Raw genomic sequence first — 19,077 nt, 5'->3', positions numbered from 1 at the left:
GCGCGCTACCGGCGCTCCGCCATGGGCACGTAGGCAAGATCCTCGGGGCCGGTGTAGTTCGCGCTCGGCCGGATGATCTTGTTGTCGATGCGCTGCTCGATGATGTGGGCGGCCCAGCCCGAGGTGCGCGCGATCACGAACAGCGGCGTGAACATGGCGGTCGGCACGCCCATCATGTGGTAGCTCACGGCGCTGAACCAGTCGAGGTTGGGAAACATCTTCTTGGCCTCCCACATCACGGCTTCGAGACGCTCCGCGATGTCGAACATCTTGGTCGAGCCCGCCGCGAGCGACAGCGACTTCGCGACGCCCTTGATGACCTCGTTGCGCGGATCGCTCACCGTGTAGACCGGGTGGCCGAAACCGATTACCACCTCCCTGGCTTCGACGCGCCGGCGGATGTCGGCCTCGGCGTCGTCGGGCGAGTCGTAGCGCTTCTGGATCTCGAAGGCCACCTCGTTGGCGCCGCCATGCTTGGGGCCGCGCAGCGCGCCGATCGCGCCGGTGATGGCCGAGTACATGTCGGCGCCCGTGCCGGCCACGACACGCGCCGCGAAGGTGCTGGCGTTGAACTCGTGCTCGGCGTAGAGGTTGAGCGAGGTGTGCATGGCGCGCTCCCACTCGGGCGTGGGCCGGCGCCCGTGCAGCAGGTGCAGGAAATGCGCGCCGATGGAGTCGTCGTCGGTTTCCACTTCGATGCGCTTGCCTTGCGTCGACCAGTGGTACCAGTACAGCAGCATCGACCCGAGCGAGGCCATCAGGCGGTCCGCGATGTCGCGCGCGCCGGGCAGGTTGTGGTCGTCCTTCTCGGGCAGCATGCAGCCCAGCGTGGAGACGCCGGTGCGCATCACGTCCATCGGGTGCGCGCTCGCGGGCAGCTGCTCCAGCGCTTCCCGCAGGCTCGCGGGCAGGCCGCGCAGGGCCTTGAGCCTGGCCTTGTAGGCCCGCAGTTCGGCCGCGGTCGGCAACTTGCCGTGCACCAGCAGGTGCGCGATCTCCTCGAACTCGCAGACCTCGGCGATGTCCAGGATGTCGTAGCCACGGTAGTGCAGATCGTTGCCGGTGCGTCCGACGGTGCACAGCGCCGTGTTGCCGGCGGTGACGCCCGACAGGGCGACGGATTTCTTCGGCTTGAAGCCGGCGGGGGATGCGAGCTCGTTTGTCATGATTCGCAATTTACGCATTTCAATCTCCATAATGAAGTCCTGAAATAGCGAAGAGTTGCGAATGAAAAACCTCGGTTTTGCAAACATTGCGAATATTTGGAGAGCGGCCTGATGCGCAAGACCTTCATGGGCGTGCGCCTGCGCAAGCTCCGGGCCGAGCGCGGCCTGAGCCAGGTGGCGCTGGCCCATGCGCTGGGCCTGTCGCCCAGCTACCTCAACCAGATCGAGCAGAACCAGCGGCCGCTGACCGTCGCCGTGCTGCTCAGGATCAGCCGCGCGCTCGGCGTCGACGTGCAGCAGTTCTCCGAGGACGAAGAGGCGCGGCTGGTGGCCGACCTGCGCGATGCGCTCGCCGACAATCCGGGTGGCGAGACGGTGTCGCTGCCCGAGTTGCGCGAGGTCGCCTCGCAGATGCCCGCCGTGGGCCGCGCGCTGCTGGCGTTGCATCGCCGTCACCAGGAGGCGATGGAGCGGCTGGAGACGATGGCGGCCGAGCTGGGCGACGGGCGCGGCGACCTTGTGGGCGCGCGTCCGATGCCCTTCGAGCGGGTGCGCGACTTCTTCTTTTCCCACCAGAACTACTTCGATCCGCTCGACGTCGCCGCCGAGGCACTGGCGTCGGAGGCCCGGGGCCACGGCGGGCCGCTGGGCGAATGGCTGCTGCAGCGGCTCCTGAAGCGCCACGGCGTGCGCGTCGTGCCCGCGGACGATGGCGCGGCCGACAGCCAGCGCCGCTACGATCCCGCCCACCGCGTGCTGCGCCTGTCCGCGAGCCTGGAGGCGGGCCAGCAGGCCTTCCAGCTGGCCACCCAGCTCGCGCTGCTCGAACAGGCGGACCTGATCGAGTCGCTGGTCGAGGGCGCGGACTTCGGGGACCTGCCGGCGCATGCGCTGGCGCGCATCGGCCTGGCCAACTACTTCGCCGGGGCCTTGCTGCTGCCCTACGGCATCTTCCTGAACGCCGCCGAGACGCTGCGCTACGACATCGACCAGCTCGCGCGCCGCTTCGGCGTCGGCTTCGAGACCATCTGCCACCGGCTCAGCACGCTGCAGCGGCCCCAGGCGCCCGGCGTGCCCTTCTTCTTCATCCGCGTGGACCGGGCCGGCAACATCTCCAAGCGCCAGTCGGCGACGCACTTCCATTTCTCGAAGACCGGCGGCACCTGCCCGCTGTGGAACGTCTACGAGGCCTTCGCCCAGCCGGGGCGCATCCTGCCGCAGCTCGCGCGCATGCCGGACGGCCGCGCCTACCTCTGGATCGCGCGCACCGTGTCGCATGGGCAGCGCGGCTTCGGCTCGCCCAGCAAGACCTTCTCGATCGGCCTCGGCTGCGACATCCGCTACGCGCCGCGGCTGGTCTATTCGAAGGGCCTCGACCTGAAGGATCCCGAGGTGCCGACGCCGATCGGGATGGGTTGCAAGGTCTGCGAGCGCGTGGCCTGCCCGCAGCGGGCCTTTCCGTTCGTCGGCCGGCCGCTGGACGTGAACGAGAACGAGAGCCGCTTCACGCCGTACGCGGTGGCGGACGCCAAGCCGGCGGCTTGAGAGCCCCCGGCCTGAGTTCGCCGCGCAGGATCCGCGCCGCCGCCACCATGTTCGACAGCGCCGCCTCGGTCTCCGGCCAGCCCCGGGTCTTGAGCCCGCAGTCGGGGTTGATCCATAGATTCGCCGCCGGCACCACCGCGGCCGCCTTGCGCATCAGCCGCACCATCTCGTCGGTGCTCGGGATGCGCGGCGAGTGGATGTCGTAGACACCCGGGCCGATCTCGTTCGGATACCTGAAGTCGCCGAAGCCGCGCAAGAGCTCCATGTCGGAGCGGCTGGTCTCGATGGTGATCACGTCGGCGTCCATCGCCGCGATCTCCGGCAGGATGTCGTTGAATTCCGAATAGCACATGTGGGTGTGGATCTGGGTCCGGTCGGCCACGCCCGAGGCGCTGATGCGGAAGGATCGGGTGGCGCCTTCGAGGTAGTTCTTCCAGCCCGCGCGCCGCAGCGGCAGGCCTTCGCGGATCGCCGGCTCGTCGATCTGGATGATGCCGATGCCGGCCTGCTCGAGGTCCACCACCTCGTCGCGGATCGCCCAGGCGATCTGCTCGGTCGTGACGCTGCGCGGCTGGTCGTCGCGCACGAAGGACCACTGCAGGATGGTGATGGGCCCGGTGAGCATGCCCTTCATCGGCAGCTTCGTCAGGCTCTGCGCGTAGGCGGTCCATTCGACCGTCATCGGCGCCGGCCGCGCCACGTCGCCGAAGATCACCGGCGGCTTGACGCAGCGCGAGCCGTACGACTGCACCCAGCCGTTGGCCGTGAAGGCGAAGCCGTCCAATTGTTCGCCGAAGTATTCGACCATGTCGTTGCGCTCGGCCTCGCCGTGCACCAGGACGTCGATGCCGAGCGCTTCCTGCTTGCGAACGGCGAGCGCGATCTCGGCCTGCATCTTTTCGCGGTAGGACGCGGCATCGAGTTCGCCGCGCTTGAAGGCGGCACGCGCCGCACGGATCGCGCCGGTCTGCGGGAACGATCCGATGGTGGTGGTGGGCAAGGGCGGCAGCGCGAAGCGCGCGCGTTGCTCGGCCTGGCGCTGCGGGAAGCCGGACAGGCGGCGATCGTCGCTGGCGACGCTGCGCGCCAGGCGCAACGCGACGTCGGCACGGTGCACGCGCGGGCTCGCGCGGCGCGCGGCCACGGCCTTGCGGGCCGCGACCAGCTCGGCCTCGACGGCGCTTTCCTCGCCGTCCAGCGCCGCACGCAGCACCCGCAGTTCATCGAGCTTCTCGACCGCGAACGCCAGCCAGGACTTGATCTCGGCATCGAGCCGGGTCTCCGCCGCGAGGCTGAACGGCACGTGCAGCAGCGAGCACGAGGGCGCGATCCAGAGTTCGCCCCGATGCTTGTCGACCACCGGCTGGAGCCGGGCGAGCGCCGCATCCGGATCGGTGCGCCAGATGTTGCGGCCATCCACGATGCCGACCGACAGCACCTTGTGCGCGGGCAGCCAGTCGGCCACGCCCGTGAGCTCGCCGGGCGCGCGCACGGCGTCCACGTGCAGGCCGGCCACCGGAAGCTGGCAGGCCAGGCGGAGGTTCTCCGCCAGCGGCGAGAAGTAGGTGGCGAGCAGCAGCTTGGGCGCGCTGCGCGCGAGCTGCCAGTAGCTGCGCTCGAAGGCGTTGCGCCAGGCGTCGGGCAGGTCGAGGCCGAGGACGGGCTCGTCGATCTGCACCCATTCCACGCCGAGCGACTTGAGGCGGGCGAGCACCTGCTCGTAGACCGGCAGCAGCGCGTCCAGCAGCGTGAAGCGGTCGAAGCCGGCCTGCTTCTCCTTGCCCAGCCACAGGAAGCTCAGCGGCCCGAGCAGCACCGCCTTGACCTTGTGCCCGAGCTTCTGCGCCTGCGCGACCTCGTCGAACAGGCGCACCGACGAAAGGCCGAAGCGGGTATGGGCCGAGAACTCGGGCACCAGGTAGTGGTAGTTGGTGTCGAACCACTTGGTCATTTCCAGCGCGAAGGTGGCGTGGCCGCCGTGCGCGCAGCCTTCGTGGCCGGCCTCGTCGGCGACGCCGCGCGCCATCGTGAAGTAGCGCGCCAGTTCGGGCGCATCGCCCGCGAACTCGAAGCGCGGCGGCTCGCAGCCCAGCAGCTGGATGTGGTTGGCGACGTGGTCGTAGAAGGCGAAGTCGCCCACCGTCACGAAGTCGAGGCCGGCATCGCGCTGGGCCTGCCAGTGGCGCGCGCGCAGGTCGGCGCCGAGGGTTTCGAGGGCGGCGGCGTCGATCTCGCCGCGCCAGTGCCGTTCGAGGGCGAACTTGAGCTCGCGGTGGGCGCCCATGCGCGGGAAGCCGAGGATGTGGGTACGTGTCATGCGGCGATGTTCCCAAGGATGCCGATATGATTCAAACGAAACCTTTTGCTCTTCAACTTGAACGAAATTCATGATCTCGTCCGTCCTCGAAATCCGCCACTTCCGCACGCTGGCCGCGCTGCGCGACACCGGGAGCCTGGTGCGGGCGGCGCAGCTGCTGAACCTCACGCAGTCGGCGCTGTCGCACCAGATCAAGTTGCTGGAGGATCATTTCGGCCTGGCGCTGTTCGAGCGCAAGTCGGTCCCGCCGCAGTTCAGCGTCGCGGGCATGCGCCTGCTCGAGCTGGCCGACAAGGCGTTGCCGCTGATCGGCGAGGCCGAGCGCGACCTGGCGCGGCTGTCGAGCGGGCGCACCGGCCAGCTGCGCATCGTGGTGGAATGCCACACCTGCTTCGACTGGCTGATGCCCGCGATGGACGCCTTTCGCCAGCGCTGGCCCGAAATCGAGCTCGACATCGTGTCGGGCTTCCATCCCGATCCGATCGCGCTGGTGCTGCAGGACCGGGCCGAAGTCGCGATCGTCTCCGAGCAGGACCCGGCCGAGAGCGTCGACTACCACCCGCTGTTCCGCTTCGAGATCATGGCGCTCCTGGCCAACGACCATCCGCTCGCCGCAAAGACGCATCTCACCGCGCGGCACTTCGCCGACCAGACGCTGATCACCTACCCGGTGCCCGACGACATGCTGGACCTCGTGCGGCAGGTGCTGCAGCCGGCCGGCGTCGAGCCGGCCCATCGGCGCACCACCGAGCTCACGGTGGCGATGCTGCAGCTGGTGGCGAGCGGGCGCGGCATCGCGACGCTGCCGCTGTGGGCCGTGCAGGGCTACCTCGACCGCGGCTACGTCACGGCCCGGCCCGTGGGCAGGAAGGGGCTGACCGGCGAACTGCACATGGCCTGCACCGCCGCGACCTCGAAACAGGCCTGGCTGGGCGATTTCGTGCAGATCACGCGCGAGACCTGCTTCAAGAGCCTGCCGGGGATCGAGCTGCTCTAGCTTGCGGCATCAGGCGTCGATCGGGACCGACCGCAAGGCCAGGCGCACGCTTTCGATGAACCAGCTGGCGGGTGCGTCCAGCCGGCTGTCCTTGCGGATGACGATGCCGAGCGGCACCGACAAGGGCGAGGCGTCCAGCAGGATCTCCTGGCTGATCGCTCCGAGCCACGGGATCGAGAGCATGGCGCGCGGCAGCGGCACGATGGAGTCTCCCTGCGTGGACAGGATCATCGAGGCCATCGAGGACGGGCACTCGATCACATGGCGCAGCGCCGGCACCTCGTGCCGCGCGAGCCATTGGCGGACCGCTTCGCTGATGCCGCCGCGCGAGCCGTCCAGCAGCCAGGTGGCGTCGCCCAGGCTGTCCAGCCGCCGCCGCACGGGCGGGAAGCGGCCGGGCCGGCCGGCGATCGCGATGGCCAGCCGGCCCAATGGCTCGAACGACAGATCGGTGCCCAGCACCTCGGGGTTCAGCGCGGTGATCGCCAGGTCGACCGTGCCGTCGCGCAGCATCGGCAGGGTCTGGGAAAGAAAGGCATCGCGGATGCTGAGCGTCGCGTCGGGAAAGCGGCCACGGAACCGTTCCAGCGTTTCGGGCAGGCACAACGCGGACACGGCAGGCGTCACGGCCGCCGTGACGCGCGGCGTCCCTTGGCCGAGAAAGCTCCGGATGGCGGCGCGAGCGTCTTCCATCTCGGTCAGGATCAGCTTGGCATGGCGCAGCAGCTCCGCGCCCACCGGGGTCAGGCGCACGCCTTGCGGACTGCGCAGCAGCAGCGTGGCCTGCAGGTCGAGTTCGAACTCGTGCAGCGCCTTGGTCAGCGCGGTTTGCGAGAGCGCGAGCGATTTCGCGGCAGCGCGGATGCTGCCGTGCTCGGCGACGGCGACGAGCGCGCGCAGCTGGTGCTTTTTCATGCGAAGAATCGGGTCCGGGAAGCGGGAACGGGGTGATGCGTGAAAACCAAAGGTGTTCACGATGAAATCTTATCCCTACCACCCCAGGGCTGGCCTTGCCTACGATCCGCGACCACCGAAACGCATGGTGCGTCGTCGGAACAGGAGACAAAGTGCCCTCTCGAACACATTCCACATACGCCGCATCGGCGCTTCCGGATGCCCCCGTCCAGGACCTCGCAAGCGAAGACAGGATCTACGCCAAGGTCACGCGCCGTCTCGTGGGCTTTCTCTTTCTCTGCTATGTGTTCGCCTTCCTCGATCGCATCAACGTCGGCTTCGCCAAGATCGGCATGCAGGCCGACCTCGGCTTCAGCGAAGCGGTTTTCGGGCTGGGCGCCGGCATCTTCTTCCTGAGCTACTTCCTGCTCGAGGTACCGAGCAACATGATGCTGGCGCGCTTCGGCGCCCGGCGCTGGATCGCGCGGATCATGGTGTCGTGGGGGCTGCTGTCCGTGGCGACGCTGTTCGTCCAGACGCCGACCCAGTTCTACGTGCTGCGCTTCCTGCTCGGTGCGGCGGAAGCCGGCTTCTTCCCCGGCGTCATGCTCTACCTGACCTACTGGTACCCGGCGCAGCGCCGCAGCCGCGTGATCACCTTGTTCATGGCGGCGATTCCGGTGGCGAGCATCCTGGGCGGACCGCTGTCGGGCTGGATCCTGCGCACTTTCGCCGACTCGCAGGGACTCGCCGCCTGGCAATGGCTCTACCTGATCGAAGGCATTCCGGCGGTGCTGCTCGGCGTGGTCACGCTGTGGTACCTGGACGACTCGATCGCCGATGCCAAGTGGCTGAGCCCGGCCGAGAAGCGGCTGCTGCAGCAGCGCGTGCAGAGCGACCAGAAGCACGCGGTCGCGCACAAGATCATCGACGCGCTGAAATCGCCCCTCGTGTGGCTGCTGGCGGTGATCAATTTCGCCTTCCTGGCCGGCATCACGCTGGCGTTCTGGATGCCATCGATGCTGCGCGGTGCCGGGGTCAAGGACACGGTCCAAATCGGCTGGATGGTGGCCGTGCCCTATGTCTTCGCGATCGTCGCGATGCTGGCGCTCGGCCGCACTTCCGACCGGACCCGCGAGCGTCGCTGGCACACGGCCCTGCCCGGGCTGGTGTGTGCCGCGGGCATCGCGCTCATGCCCTGGGCGCTGCACGACCCGATGCTGCTGATGCTGGCGAGCGTCGCGGCGATCGGCGGCAACGTGGTGGCCAACGCGCTCTACTGGAACCTGCCGACCGCGATCCTGTCGGGCGCGGCGGCCGCTTTCGGCATCGCGTTCATCAACGCCTTCGGCCAGATCGCCGGCTTCGCCAGCCCCGCCTTGTTCGGCTGGTTGTTCTCGCTGACCGGCAGCGCCGCGGCGGGCCTGGGCATCCTGGCCGCCTGCATCGCGCTGGGCAGCGTCGGCGCCTTGCTGATCCCGGCCCGATCGGTCGCCCGTTGAGGCCGGGAGCCGAATCGTGAATCAATCCGACTATGTGCAGCACGACGGACTGGCGCTGGCCGAGCGCGCACGGCGCGGCGATGTGAGTCCCGTCGAACTGCTCGAGAGCGCCGTGGCCCAGATGTGTCGCGTCCAGCCCCGGATCCACGCAGTCTGCTGGGAGGAACTGGAAGCGGCGCGTGCGGCGGCCCGTGCGATGGAGACCGAGCTTCCGCCGGGCGCCTTTGCCGGCGTGCCGATGCTGCTCAAGGACGTTGCCTTGAGCGCGAAGGGCTTCTGCCTGACCCACGGCTCGCGGCTTTTCGCGGGCGTGCGGAGCGCCCAGGACAGCGAACTGGCGACCAGGCTTCGCGACGCCGGCTTCAATTTCTTCGGTCGCAGCACGACACCCGAGTTCGGCGCCAACTGCACGACCGAGGCGCTGGTCTACGGCGCACCCACGCGCAACCCCTGGCAGCTCGACCACTCTGCGGGCGGTTCGTCGGGCGGGGCCGCGGCGGCGGTGGCCGCCGGCATCCTTCCCGTGGCGCACGCCTCCGATGGCGGCGGCTCGATCCGCATTCCGGCGTCCTGCTGCGGCCTGTTCGGCCTCAAGCCGACGCGGATGCGCAATCCGCTGGGGCCCGTGGCCGGGGAAGGGTGGGGCGGCCTGGGTGTCGACCACGTGATCTCGCGCTCGGTTCGCGACAGTGCGGCGGTGCTCGATGCGACGCATGGGCCGGACGTCGGGGCCCCCTATGCGGCGCCGGCCTTTGCCGGCAGCTACCTGGCGCTGTTGGCACAGCCGGCGCCCCGCCTGCGTGTCGGGTTGATCACCGACTCGCCGTCGGGCGTGGCGGTCCATCCCGATTGCCTGGAGGCGGTGGCCGACGCGGCGAGGCTGTGCGAGCAACTCGGGCATGGCATCGAGCCGGCCCGGCTGCCGGAACTGGACTTCGAGGCCTTCGGCCACGCGATGCGCCTGATCGTCGCTGCCGGCACGGCCCAGGCGGTGCAGGCCGGCAGCGCCCTGCGCGGCGTCGCTCCCAGCTACGACAACCTCGAGCCTTCCATCTTCACCGCGGTGGACTTCGCCTTGCGGCATTCGGCCGTGGACTACGCCGATGCCATCGGCCGGATGCATCAGGCCGGACGCCAGCTCGGCGCCTTCATGGGCGGCTACGACGTCCTGCTCACCCCGACCCTGACGACGCCGCCGGCGCGCATCGGCCGCTATGCGGCCGACCGCGACTACGTGAGCCATCGCACCGACACCTTGCGCTACACCGCCTTCCTGCCCTATTTCAATGCCAGTGGGCAGCCCGCCATGTCGGTGCCGCTGTTCTGGAACCGCGAGGGCCTGCCGGTGGGCATCCAGTTCGTCGCCGCGGCGGGGCGGGAGGATCTGCTGTTCCAACTGGCCGCGCAACTGGAGCGGGCGCGGCCCTGGTTCCATCGCTTGAGTCCGCTGGCCTCGGGGTGACCCTATGATCCGGGCGCCAGCCGGCGAACCCGCATCTTGAAACCCCACCCCCTGTCTTGAACCCCATGGGCTTTGACCTTTCCCACTTCGACGCCGCGATCGTCGACCTCGACGGCACGATGGTCGACACCCTCGGCGACTTCGTCGTCGCCCTCAACCTCATGCTGGACGACCTGGCCTTGCCTCGGGTCGACGCGCCGGCCGTCGAAACCATGGTGGGCAAGGGCTCGGAGCACCTGATCCAGTCGGTGCTGCGCCATGTCGGCGGCGGCGCGGCGCTGTACGACCGCGCCTGGCTGCGCTATCAGCATCACTACCTCGCGATCAACGGCCAGCATGCCAGCGTCTATGCCGGTGTCGCCGAAGGGCTGTCGGCGCTGCGGGACCGGGGCCTGCGCCTGGCCTGCCTGACCAACAAGCCGACCGCCTTCGCGCGGCCGCTGCTGGCCGCCAAGGGCCTCGACGGCTACTTCGAGCAGGTGTTCGGCGGCGATGCCTTCGAACGCAAGAAGCCCGACCCGCTGCCCCTGCGCAAGACCTGCGAGGCGCTGGGCACGCTGCCGGCGCGCACCCTGATGGTCGGCGACTCCAGCAACGACGCCCAGGCCGCGCGCGCCGCCGGCTGCCCGGTGGTGCTGGTCAGCTACGGCTACAACCACGGCGAGCCGGTGCGCGGCGTGGATGCCGACGGCTTCGTCGACTCGCTGGCGGAGCTTGGCGTTCAGCCCTTCCCTAGCAGCGCGTCCTTGAGCTTGTAGTCGGCCGGCGACGGCCCGATCCAGATGCGCAGCAGCGCGTTGAAGAACGCCTGCTCCTTGATCGGATCGCCCTGCGGCACGCCCCTGACCGTGATCAGGCTTCCGCTGCCCGGAATCCAGTCGACCGTGAAGCTGTCGCCCGCCTTCAGCTGCTTCTGGTCCGCGAACATCTGGCCCATGCGCAGCAGGCCGGGGATCAGCTGCGACATTTCGCCCTTGGGCGAGTTGTCCTCGATGCCGCGCGTGAACAGCTTGCCGAGTTCGTTGGCGTCGATGTCGCGCAGCATGGTGATCGTCACGCGCTTGGGGCCCGGCGCGGCCAGCACTTCTTCGGCGGTGTCGGCCTTCTTGCCCAGGTAGAGGCCCGCGGTGTAGGCCTTGAAGACCGCCTTGTAGCGCACGCCGGCGCCGTTGAGCTGCAGCTTGCTGCCGCGCAGGTCGATCGTGTCGTCGAGCTTGACGCCCGCGACGTCGACCTGGGCGGCCGATGCCGCGGCAGCAGCGAAGGCAAGGATGGACAGCGCGACGACGCGCCGCAAGGCGAAGGAAGGCATCTGGGTCTCCGTGGCAGCCAAGAATTTTTAAAGTGCCCGAATGTATCTTTTTGAATGCCTCTTGTCGCTGGGCTAAACTCCCGATTCCATGTTCATTCATCACGTCACTCAGACAGGTCAAGGCAGCCGGGGAGCCTGGCCTTGGCGCACGCCATCGTCGTTGCCTGTTTGATTGCACGGCGCACGCCGTGCGCCCGCGGCCTTCAGTCGACCTGAACCGGCCAACCCTGAATGACCCCGCCAGCGACCCTGAAGCGTCCGCTGGCCGACGGAGACCCCACCCGTGATCACTGAACTCGAATTCAAAAGCCTCAGCGCGCAGGGCTACAACCGCATTCCGCTGATGGTCGAGGCCTTTGCCGACCTCGAAACCCCCCTGTCCCTCTATCTCAAGCTGGCCTACACCAAGGACAGCGGGAAGCACAGCTTCCTGCTCGAATCGGTGGTCGGCGGCGAGCGCTTCGGCCGCTACAGCTTCATCGGCCTGCCCGCGCGCACGCTGCTGCGGGCCAGCGGCTTCGGTGCCGACGCGCTGACCGAGGTCGTCACGGACGGCAAGGTCGTGGAAAAAGCCCATGGCAATCCGCTCGATTTCGTTGCGGCCTACCAACAGCGCTTCAAGGTCGCTCTGCGTCCGGGCCTGCCGCGCTTCTGCGGTGGGCTGGCCGGCTACTTCGGCTACGACACGGTGCGCCACATCGAGAAGAAACTCGAGAAGACCTGCCCGCCCGACACCCTGGGCTGCCCCGACATCCTGCTGCTGCAGTGCGAAGAACTGGCGGTGATCGACAACCTCTCGGGCAAGCTCTACCTGATCGTCTATGCCGACCCGGGCCAGCCCGAGGCCTATGCCAACGCCAAGCGGCGCCTGCGCGAACTGCGCGACCAGCTCAAGTACTCGGTCAGCGCGCCGCAAGTCAAACCGAGCCAGGCCCACCCCGCGCAGCGCAGCTTCGCCAAGGCCGACTACCTGGCCGCGGTCGAGCGCGCCAAGGAACTGATCGCGGCCGGGGACTTCATGCAGGTGCAGGTCGGACAGCGCATCAGCAAGCGCTACACCGAGTCGCCGCTGTCGCTCTACCGGGCGCTGCGCTCGCTCAATCCCTCGCCCTACATGTACTACTACCACCTGGGTGATTTCCACGTGGTCGGCGCCTCGCCCGAGATCCTGGTGCGGCAGGAGCACACCGGCGAGGGCGAGCAGAAGATCACCATCCGCCCGCTCGCCGGCACCCGGCCGCGCGGCGCCTCGCCCGAACTCGACCGCGCGGCCGAGGTCGAGCTCATCAACGACCCCAAGGAACGCGCCGAGCACGTGATGCTGATCGACCTGGCGCGCAACGACATCGGGCGCATCGCCAAGACCGGCACGGTCAAGGTCACGGAGGCCTTCGCGGTCGAGCGCTACAGCCACGTGATGCACATCGTGAGCAACGTCGAGGGCACGCTCAAGGACGGCATGACCGCGATCGACGTGCTGCGCGCCACCTTCCCGGCCGGCACGCTCACGGGCGCGCCCAAGGTGCATGCGATGGAGCTGATCGACCAGCTCGAGCCGACCAAGCGCGGGCTCTACGGCGGCGCCTGCGGCTACATCAGCTACGCCGGCGACATGGACGTCGCGATCGCGATCCGCACCGGCATCGTGAAGGACCAGATGCTGCACGTGCAGGCCGCGGCCGGCGTGGTCGCCGATTCGGTGCCGGAGCTGGAATGGAAAGAGACCGAGGCCAAGGCGCGGGCGCTGCTGCGCGCGGCGGAACTGGTCGAGGAGGGGTTGGAATGAGCGCCGCGCAGGGCCGCCCCAAGCAAGCTCGCGCCCCCTCGGGGGGCAGCGCAGCACACGAAGTGGCAAGCGTGGGGGCACTATGAGCACCGAAGAAAACAACAACGACTTCTCGCACGAGATCATCGGCGCCGCGGTCGAGGTCCAGCGCGTGCTCGGCATCGGCCTGGCCGAATCCGCCTATGCCGCCGCGCTGGCGATCGAACTGGCCGAGCGCGAGATCGGCTTCGTGCGCGACGTGCCGGTTTCGGCCAGCTACAAGGGCCGCGCGCTCGGCGAGGTCTGCCGCGCCGCCTTCGTGGTCGAGCAGTCGGTGGTGGTCGAGGTGAAGGCGGTCGACGCGCTGACCGACCTGCATCGCGCGCAGGCCCAGGCCGCGGTGCGCCTGTCGGGGCTGCGCCTGGGCTTGCTGATCAACTTCAACGTCTTTCCCGTGGTCAAGGGCGTGCACCGGATCGGAGTCAAGCCATGAAGCTCCTGATGATCGACAACTACGACAGCTTCACCTACAACCTGGTGCAGTATTTCGGCGAGCTCGGCGCCGAGGTCGAGGTGCACCGCAACGACGAGATCACGCTCGAGGGCCTGCAGGAGCGCATCGGCAGCGGCATCGGCCGGCTGGTGATCTCGCCGGGCCCGTGCTCGCCGGCCGAGGCCGGCGTCTCGGTGGCGGCGATCCAGGCCTTTGCGGGAAAGCTGCCGATCCTCGGCGTCTGCCTCGGGCACCAGGCGATCGGCGCCGCCTTCGGCGGCAGGATCATCCGCGCCCAGCAATTGATGCACGGCAAGACCAGCGAGATCACGACCACGCGCGAGGGCGTCTTCGCGGGCCTGCCCGAGAAGTTCAGCGTCAACCGCTACCACTCGCTGGCGATCGAGCGCGATTCCTGCCCGGAGGCGCTGGCGCTCACCGCCTGGACCGACGACGGCGAGATCATGGGCGTGCGGCACACCGGCTTCGCGCATGCCGTTCGCATCGAAGGCGTGCAGTTCCATCCCGAATCGATCCTGACGGAGCACGGCCACGCGATGCTCCGCAACTTCCTGGAGTGAGCACCATGAGCAGCCTGTCTTCACCGTCCATGATCGACTTGCGCAGCGACACCGTGACCCAGCCGACCGACGCCATGCGCGCGGCCATGCTGGCGGCGCCGCTGGGCGACGACGTGTTCGCCGACGACCCCAGCGTCAACGCGCTGCAGCGGCAGATCGCCGAACTGCTGGGTTTCGAGGCGGCGCTGTTCGTGCCCACCGGCACGCAGAGCAACCTCTGCGCGATCCTCTCGCATTGCCAGCGCGGCGACGAGTACATCGTCGGCCAGCAGGCGCACTGCTACCGCTGGGAAGGCGGCGGCGCGGCGGTGTTCGGCAGCGTGCAGCCACAGCCCCTGAACCACCAGCCGGACGGCACGCTCGCGCTCGACGAGGTCGAGGCCGCGATCAAGCCCGACGACGCGCACTTCGCGCGCACCCGGCTGCTGGCGCTCGAGAACACGCTGGGCGGCAAGCTGCTGCCCTTCGGCTACGTGGAGGAGGCCACGCAACTCGCGCAACGCAAGGGCCTGGCGCGCCACCTCGATGGCGCCCGGCTCTTCAACGCCGCGACCGCCCAGGCGACGGCGCTCGGCACCGACGTCCGTGCCGAAGCGCGCCGCATCGCGGGTTGCTTCGACAGCGTCTCGGTCTGCTTCAGCAAGGGGCTTGGCGCGCCCGTGGGTTCAGCGCTGTGCGGCTCGCGCGAGTTCATCGCACGCGCCCACCGCATCCGCAAGATGGCCGGCGGCGGCATGCGCCAGGCCGGCTTGCTGGCCGCGGCGGCCTCCTACGCGCTCGAGCATCACGTCGACCGCCTGGCCGACGACCATGCGCTGGCGCGCAGGCTGGCGGACGGCCTCGCAGGCATCCCCGAGCTGCAAGTCGAGGCGCCGCAGACCAACCTGCTGTTCGTCGACCTGGCCGGCGCGGCGCGATCGCGCTCCGGCGAACTGCTGGCGCACCTGAAGGCGCACGGCGTCCTCGCCACCGGCCTCTACCGGCTGCGCTTCGCCACCCACCTCGATGTCGACGCCGGCGGCATCGATCGCGCCATCGGCGCCATCCGGGGCTTCTTCCATGCCTGACGCCCATTCGCTGGCGCTGTTCGTCGCCGCCGGACTGCTGCTGAACCTCACGCCGGGCCCCGACGTGCTCTACATCGTGAGCCATTCGCTGCGCTCGGGCGTGCGCGCCGGCATCCTCGCCGGCTTCGGCATCACCGCCGGCTGCTTCGTCCACATCGTCGCCGCGGCGCTGGGCCTGAGCGCGCTGATGGCCGCCTCCAGCACCGCCTTCACCGTGCTCAAGTGGGTCGGTGCGGCCTACTTGCTGTGGGTCGGCGTGCGAATGCTGTGCTCCCGGCCTTCCACGACCGCGCCGACGCCGGTCGCGGCCGGCGCGGCCGACGCGAAGAGCGTGTTCCTCGGCGGCTTCTGGACCAACGCGCTGAATCCGAAGGTGGCGCTGTTCTTCCTGGCCTTCGTGCCGCAGTTCATCGCACCGGGCACCGACCACAAGGCGCTGTCCTTCTTCCTGCTCGGCGTGCTGTTCAACTTCAACGCGATCTTCGTCAACGTGGCCTGGGCGCTCGCGGCCGGCTGGACCGCGCGCCGCGTCGGCGTGGTGCAGCGCGGCATGCACTGGCTGCAGCGCGGCGCCGGCGTGCTGTTCATCGGCTTCGGCCTCCGCCTCGCGCTGTCCGACCACCCGGTTGCAACGACCCCCTGAATCGAAGGAGACACCCCATGCCCATCACCCCCCAGGAAGCCCTGCAGCGCACCATCGAGCACCGCGAGGTGTTCCACGACGAGATGCTGCACATCGTGCGCCTCATCATGAGCGGCGAGTGCTCGCCCGTGATGATGGCGGCGCTGATCACCGGCCTGCGCGTCAAGAAGGAAACCATCGGCGAGATCACCGCGGCCGCGCAGGTGATGCGCGAGGTCTCGACCAAGGTGCCGGTGGTCGACACCACGAACCTGGTCGATATCGTCGGCACCGGCGGCGACGGCTCGCACACCTTCAACATCTCGACCTGTTCCATGTTCGTCGCCGCGGCCGCCGGCGCCAAGGTGAGCAAGCACGGCGGGCGCAGCGTCAGCAGCAAGTCCGGCAGCGCCGACGTGCTCGAGTCGCTGGGCGTCAACATCAACCTGACGCCGGATCGGATCGCCAGGTGCATCGCCGACGTCGGCATCGGCTTCATGTTCGCGCCGAACCACCACCCGGCGATGAAGAACGTCGCGCCGGTGCGCAAGGAACTCGGCATCAAGACCATCTTCAACATCCTGGGCCCGCTGACCAATCCGGCCGGTGCGCCGAACATCCTGATGGGCGTGTTCCACGCCGACCTGGTCGGCATCCAGGTGCGCGCGTTGCAGCGCCTGGGCGCCGAGCACGCGCTGGTGGTCTACGGCCGCGACGGCATGGACGAGATCTCGCTCGGCGCCGCCACCATGGTCGGCGAGCTCAAGGACGGCGAGGTGCGCGAGTACGAGCTGCACCCGGAGGATTTCGGCTTCTCGATGTCGAGCAACCGAAGCCTGCGCGTGGAGACGCCCGAACAGTCGAAAGCGATGTTGCTCGACGTGCTCGACAACCAGCCCGGCCCGGCGCGCGACATCGTGGTGCTGAACGCCGGCGCCGCGCTCTATGCCGCGAACGTCAGCGCATCGATCGCCGCCGGCGTGGAGCGGGCACGCGCCGCGCTCGACTCCGGCGCCGCCAAGGCCAAGCTGGCCGAATTCGCCGCTGCCACCGCAGCGGCTTGAGGAAGAACCATGTCGAACACCCTCGAGAAGATCGTCGCCGTCAAGCGCGAGGAAATCGCCGCGGCGAAGAAGAAAAGCCCGCTCGAAGCGGTCCGCTTCGATGCCGAGAGCCGCGTGCTGACGCGCGATTTCGTGGGCGCCCTGCGCGCCAAGATCGCGGCCGGCGCGGCCGCCGTCATCGCCGAGGTCAAGAAGGCCAGTCCGAGCAAGGGCGTGCTGCGCGCCGACTTCATTCCGGCCGACATCGCGCAGAGCTACGCCGAGGGCGACGGCCAGGTCAGCGCCGCCTGCCTCTCGGTGCTGACCGACCGCCAGTTCTTCCAGGGCGGCGTCGACTACCTGAAGCAGGCGCGCGCCTCGTGCGAGCTGCCGGTGCTGCGCAAGGACTTCATCGTCGACCCCTACCAGGTCTACGAGTCGCGCGCGATGGGCGCCGACGCGATCCTGCTGATCGTCTCCTGCCTCGACGACGCCCAGATGCGCGATTACGAAGCCATCGCCGCCGGGCTCGGCATGGCGGTGCTGGTCGAGGCGCACGACGGCGCCGAGCTCGACCGCGCCCTGAAGCTGCGCACGCCGCTCATCGGCGTCAACAACCGCAACCTGCGCACCTTCGAGGTGTCGGTGCAGACCACGCTCGACCTGCTCCCGAAGGTGCCCGCCGATCGCCTGCTGGTGACCGAGTCGGGCATCGCGACGCGCGAGGAGGTCGCGAAGCTGCGCGCGGCGGGTGTGCACGCCTTCCTGGTCGGCGAGACCTTCATGCGGGCCGCCGAGCCGGGCGAGGCGCTCGCCGAATTGTTTCGATGAGCGCCGTGCCGGGCCGCCCCCAGCAAGCTCGCGCCCCCTCGGGGGGCAGCGAGGACACGAAGTGCCGAGCGTGGGGGCTTCTATGAGCGCCGCTGGTCAACTGGCGACGGCGGACCCGGCCGACTGGCCGGTCGCCGCGGGCTGGCGGCCGCTGGTCGACGAGTTCTTCGCCAGCCCGGTCGGTGTGAAGCTGCTCGGCTATCTGCGCGAGCGGCTCGACGCCGGCGCCGTGATCTTCCCGCCGCAGCCGCTGCGCGCCCTCGAGCTGACGCCGCCCGAGGAGATCCGTATCGTCATCCTGGGCCAGGACCCGTACCACGGCCGCGGCCAGGCCGAGGGCCTCGCGTTCTCGGTGGCGCCGGGCGTGCCGCTGCCGCCCTCGCTGCGCAACATCTTCAAGGAGCTGGAACGCGACCTCGGCACGCGGCCGCCAACGTTCCCGACCCCTGGCGGAAGCCTCGCGAAATGGGCCACGAACGGCGTGCTGCTGCTCAACACCTGCCTCACGGTGGAAGAGGGCCAGGCCGCCAGCCATTCGGGGCGCGGCTGGGAGGTGCTGACCGACGCGGTGATCCGTCACGTGGCGAGCCGGCCGCAGCCGGTGCTCTTCATGCTCTGGGGCGCGCATGCGCAGAGCAAGCGGGCGCTGATCGATACGAATCGTCACAAAGTGCTGGTCGCCAATCATCCGTCACCGTTGTCGGCCCTCAGGCCGCCCCTGCCATTCATCGGCTGCGGTCATTTCGGCCAGGCGCGCGCCTGGCGGGAAGCAGGATCGTCGGCATCCCGCCAGGAAGACGCCTGATTTCGTGCGAGAATCGAGGGCTCTCGGAACGCGGGCGGCGTGGGCGGGCTGTCATCGACGTGGCTCCCCAAAACCGTGCTATATTCCGAGGTTCGCCGGAGAGGTGGCCGAGTGGTTAATGGCAGCAGACTGTAAATCTGCCCTCTTACGAGTACGCTGGTTCGAATCCAGCCCTCTCCACCAGCGATGAATGGATTTTTGCAGAGCGCTTGACTGTGACCGTTGCGGTGCTTCCCGAGCTGGGGTGGTGCCACGATGCGGGAGTAGTTCAATGGTAGAACCCTAGCCTTCCAAGCTAATGACGCGGGTTCGATTCCCGTCTCCCGCTCCAGAGGTCCAGGTCGGCGCAATGCGCAGAGTTTTTGGCAGGTTTTTTGATATCGCCCATTTGGCTCAGTGGTAGAGCACTCCCTTGGTAAGGGAGAGGTCGCGGGTCCGATTCCCGCAATGGGCACCAGTTTTGGGGTTGCAGCCGGCCGGTTGCAACCCCATGTCAGTGTGTTGATCTAGTTATTTTTCGGAGTCGAGAAAATGGCAAAAGGAAAATTCACCCGCACGAAGCCGCACGTCAACGTGGGCACGATCGGTCACGTGGACCATGGCAAGACGACGCTGACGGCGGCGATCGCCACCGTGCTGTCGGCCAAGTTCGGCGGCGAAGCGAAGGCCTACGAC

18 protein-coding genes and 3 tRNA genes are annotated in these 19,077 nt (G+C 68.7%); 17 read left to right on the top strand and 4 right to left on the bottom strand.

Going from position 1 to position 19,077, the window contains the following annotated elements; translation table 11 throughout:
- Positions 1 to 5: 5 nt before the first annotated feature.
- Positions 6 to 1,166 (bottom strand): bifunctional 2-methylcitrate synthase/citrate synthase, encoded by a 1,161-nt coding sequence (gene prpC / locus AB4Z46_RS24765; RefSeq protein ID WP_442286199.1) that lies wholly within the window; start codon positions 1,164 to 1,166, stop codon positions 6 to 8.
- A gap of 111 nt (positions 1,167 to 1,277) precedes the next feature.
- Between prpC and AB4Z46_RS24760 the strand changes: the two genes are divergently transcribed.
- Positions 1,278 to 2,711, top strand: a complete 1,434-nt coding sequence (locus AB4Z46_RS24760; RefSeq protein WP_442286198.1) for a short-chain fatty acyl-CoA regulator family protein — start codon at positions 1,278 to 1,280, stop codon at positions 2,709 to 2,711.
- On the opposite strand, the gene metE is transcribed toward AB4Z46_RS24760, so the two are convergent.
- Complete coding sequence (metE, locus tag AB4Z46_RS24755; RefSeq protein WP_442286197.1) at positions 2,671 to 5,028, bottom strand: 5-methyltetrahydropteroyltriglutamate--homocysteine S-methyltransferase; 2,358 nt, start codon at positions 5,026 to 5,028, stop codon at positions 2,671 to 2,673. The two genes, AB4Z46_RS24760 and metE, sit on opposite strands and share 41 nt — an antisense overlap.
- 70 nt (positions 5,029 to 5,098) lie before the next feature.
- Here metE and AB4Z46_RS24750 point away from each other — a divergent pair, with 70 nt between their 5' ends.
- Positions 5,099 to 6,025, top strand: a complete 927-nt coding sequence (locus AB4Z46_RS24750; RefSeq protein ID WP_442286196.1) for a LysR substrate-binding domain-containing protein — start codon at positions 5,099 to 5,101, stop codon at positions 6,023 to 6,025.
- Positions 6,026 to 6,034: 9 nt separating this feature from the next.
- Here the strand turns inward: AB4Z46_RS24750 and AB4Z46_RS24745 are convergent, their stop codons facing one another.
- Positions 6,035 to 6,940 carry a LysR family transcriptional regulator gene (locus AB4Z46_RS24745; protein ID WP_442286195.1) on the bottom strand — a complete coding sequence of 302 codons (906 nt, stop codon included), beginning with the start codon at positions 6,938 to 6,940 and terminating at the stop codon, positions 6,035 to 6,037.
- 152 nt (positions 6,941 to 7,092) lie between these two features.
- On the opposite strand from AB4Z46_RS24745, the gene AB4Z46_RS24740 reads away from it, so the two are divergent.
- From AB4Z46_RS24740 to gph, 3 genes are all read left to right on the top strand, one after another.
- A complete protein-coding gene (locus AB4Z46_RS24740; RefSeq protein WP_442286194.1) occupies positions 7,093 to 8,421 on the top strand; it encodes an MFS transporter in 1,329 nt (442 codons plus the stop codon).
- 16 nt (positions 8,422 to 8,437) lie between these two features.
- Entirely contained in the window at positions 8,438 to 9,883 is a 1,446-nt protein-coding gene (locus AB4Z46_RS24735; protein ID WP_442286193.1) for an amidase, read from the top strand.
- Between the two features lie 65 nt (positions 9,884 to 9,948).
- Complete coding sequence (gph, locus tag AB4Z46_RS24730) at positions 9,949 to 10,641, top strand: phosphoglycolate phosphatase (protein ID WP_442286192.1); 693 nt, start codon at positions 9,949 to 9,951, stop codon at positions 10,639 to 10,641.
- On the opposite strand, the gene AB4Z46_RS24725 is transcribed toward gph, so the two are convergent.
- Positions 10,605 to 11,195 carry a chalcone isomerase family protein gene (locus AB4Z46_RS24725; protein WP_442286191.1) on the bottom strand — a complete coding sequence of 197 codons (591 nt, stop codon included), beginning with the start codon at positions 11,193 to 11,195 and terminating at the stop codon, positions 10,605 to 10,607. The two genes, gph and AB4Z46_RS24725, sit on opposite strands and share 37 nt — an antisense overlap.
- Before the next feature lie 283 nt (positions 11,196 to 11,478).
- Here AB4Z46_RS24725 and trpE point away from each other — a divergent pair, with 283 nt between their 5' ends.
- The 12 genes from trpE to AB4Z46_RS24665 form a co-directional block, all read left to right on the top strand.
- Positions 11,479 to 12,981 (top strand): anthranilate synthase component I, encoded by a 1,503-nt coding sequence (gene trpE / locus AB4Z46_RS24720; RefSeq protein ID WP_442286190.1) that lies wholly within the window; start codon positions 11,479 to 11,481, stop codon positions 12,979 to 12,981.
- Positions 12,982 to 13,063: 82 nt separating this feature from the next.
- Positions 13,064 to 13,453 carry a GxxExxY protein gene (locus AB4Z46_RS24715; protein WP_442286189.1) on the top strand — a complete coding sequence of 130 codons (390 nt, stop codon included), beginning with the start codon at positions 13,064 to 13,066 and terminating at the stop codon, positions 13,451 to 13,453.
- Entirely contained in the window at positions 13,450 to 14,034 is a 585-nt protein-coding gene (locus tag AB4Z46_RS24710) for an anthranilate synthase component II (RefSeq protein WP_442286188.1), read from the top strand. The genes AB4Z46_RS24715 and AB4Z46_RS24710 overlap by 4 nt, the downstream gene beginning before the upstream one ends.
- A gap of 5 nt (positions 14,035 to 14,039) precedes the next feature.
- The gene (ltaE, locus tag AB4Z46_RS24705) at positions 14,040 to 15,101 is read left to right on the top strand and encodes a low-specificity L-threonine aldolase (protein WP_442286187.1); all 1,062 of its coding nucleotides are present in this window, start codon (positions 14,040 to 14,042) and stop codon (positions 15,099 to 15,101) included.
- Complete coding sequence (locus AB4Z46_RS24700) at positions 15,094 to 15,744, top strand: LysE family translocator (protein WP_442286186.1); 651 nt, start codon at positions 15,094 to 15,096, stop codon at positions 15,742 to 15,744. The genes ltaE and AB4Z46_RS24700 overlap by 8 nt, the downstream gene beginning before the upstream one ends.
- Positions 15,745 to 15,761: 17 nt before the next feature.
- Complete coding sequence (trpD, locus tag AB4Z46_RS24695) at positions 15,762 to 16,787, top strand: anthranilate phosphoribosyltransferase (protein ID WP_442286185.1); 1,026 nt, start codon at positions 15,762 to 15,764, stop codon at positions 16,785 to 16,787.
- Between the two features lie 9 nt (positions 16,788 to 16,796).
- The gene (trpC, locus tag AB4Z46_RS24690; protein ID WP_442286184.1) at positions 16,797 to 17,597 is read left to right on the top strand and encodes an indole-3-glycerol phosphate synthase TrpC; all 801 of its coding nucleotides are present in this window, start codon (positions 16,797 to 16,799) and stop codon (positions 17,595 to 17,597) included.
- An 82-nt stretch (positions 17,598 to 17,679) separates the two neighbouring features.
- Positions 17,680 to 18,402 (top strand): uracil-DNA glycosylase, encoded by a 723-nt coding sequence (locus AB4Z46_RS24685; RefSeq protein ID WP_442286183.1) that lies wholly within the window; start codon positions 17,680 to 17,682, stop codon positions 18,400 to 18,402.
- A 97-nt stretch (positions 18,403 to 18,499) separates the two neighbouring features.
- Positions 18,500 to 18,585, top strand: a tRNA-Tyr gene (locus AB4Z46_RS24680).
- 74 nt (positions 18,586 to 18,659) lie between these two features.
- Positions 18,660 to 18,733 (top strand) — tRNA-Gly (locus tag AB4Z46_RS24675).
- A 51-nt stretch (positions 18,734 to 18,784) separates the two neighbouring features.
- Positions 18,785 to 18,859: transfer RNA gene (locus tag AB4Z46_RS24670), tRNA-Thr, on the top strand.
- Between the two features lie 74 nt (positions 18,860 to 18,933).
- Positions 18,934 to 19,077: GTP-binding protein (locus tag AB4Z46_RS24665; protein WP_341888899.1), on the top strand; the 144-nt coding region annotated here is incomplete at its 3' end.

Source organism: Variovorax sp. M-6 (genome assembly GCF_052114385.1).
GTDB lineage: Bacteria > Pseudomonadota > Gammaproteobacteria > Burkholderiales > Burkholderiaceae_C > Variovorax.
This window is presented reverse-complemented; position numbering and strand designations above follow the sequence as displayed.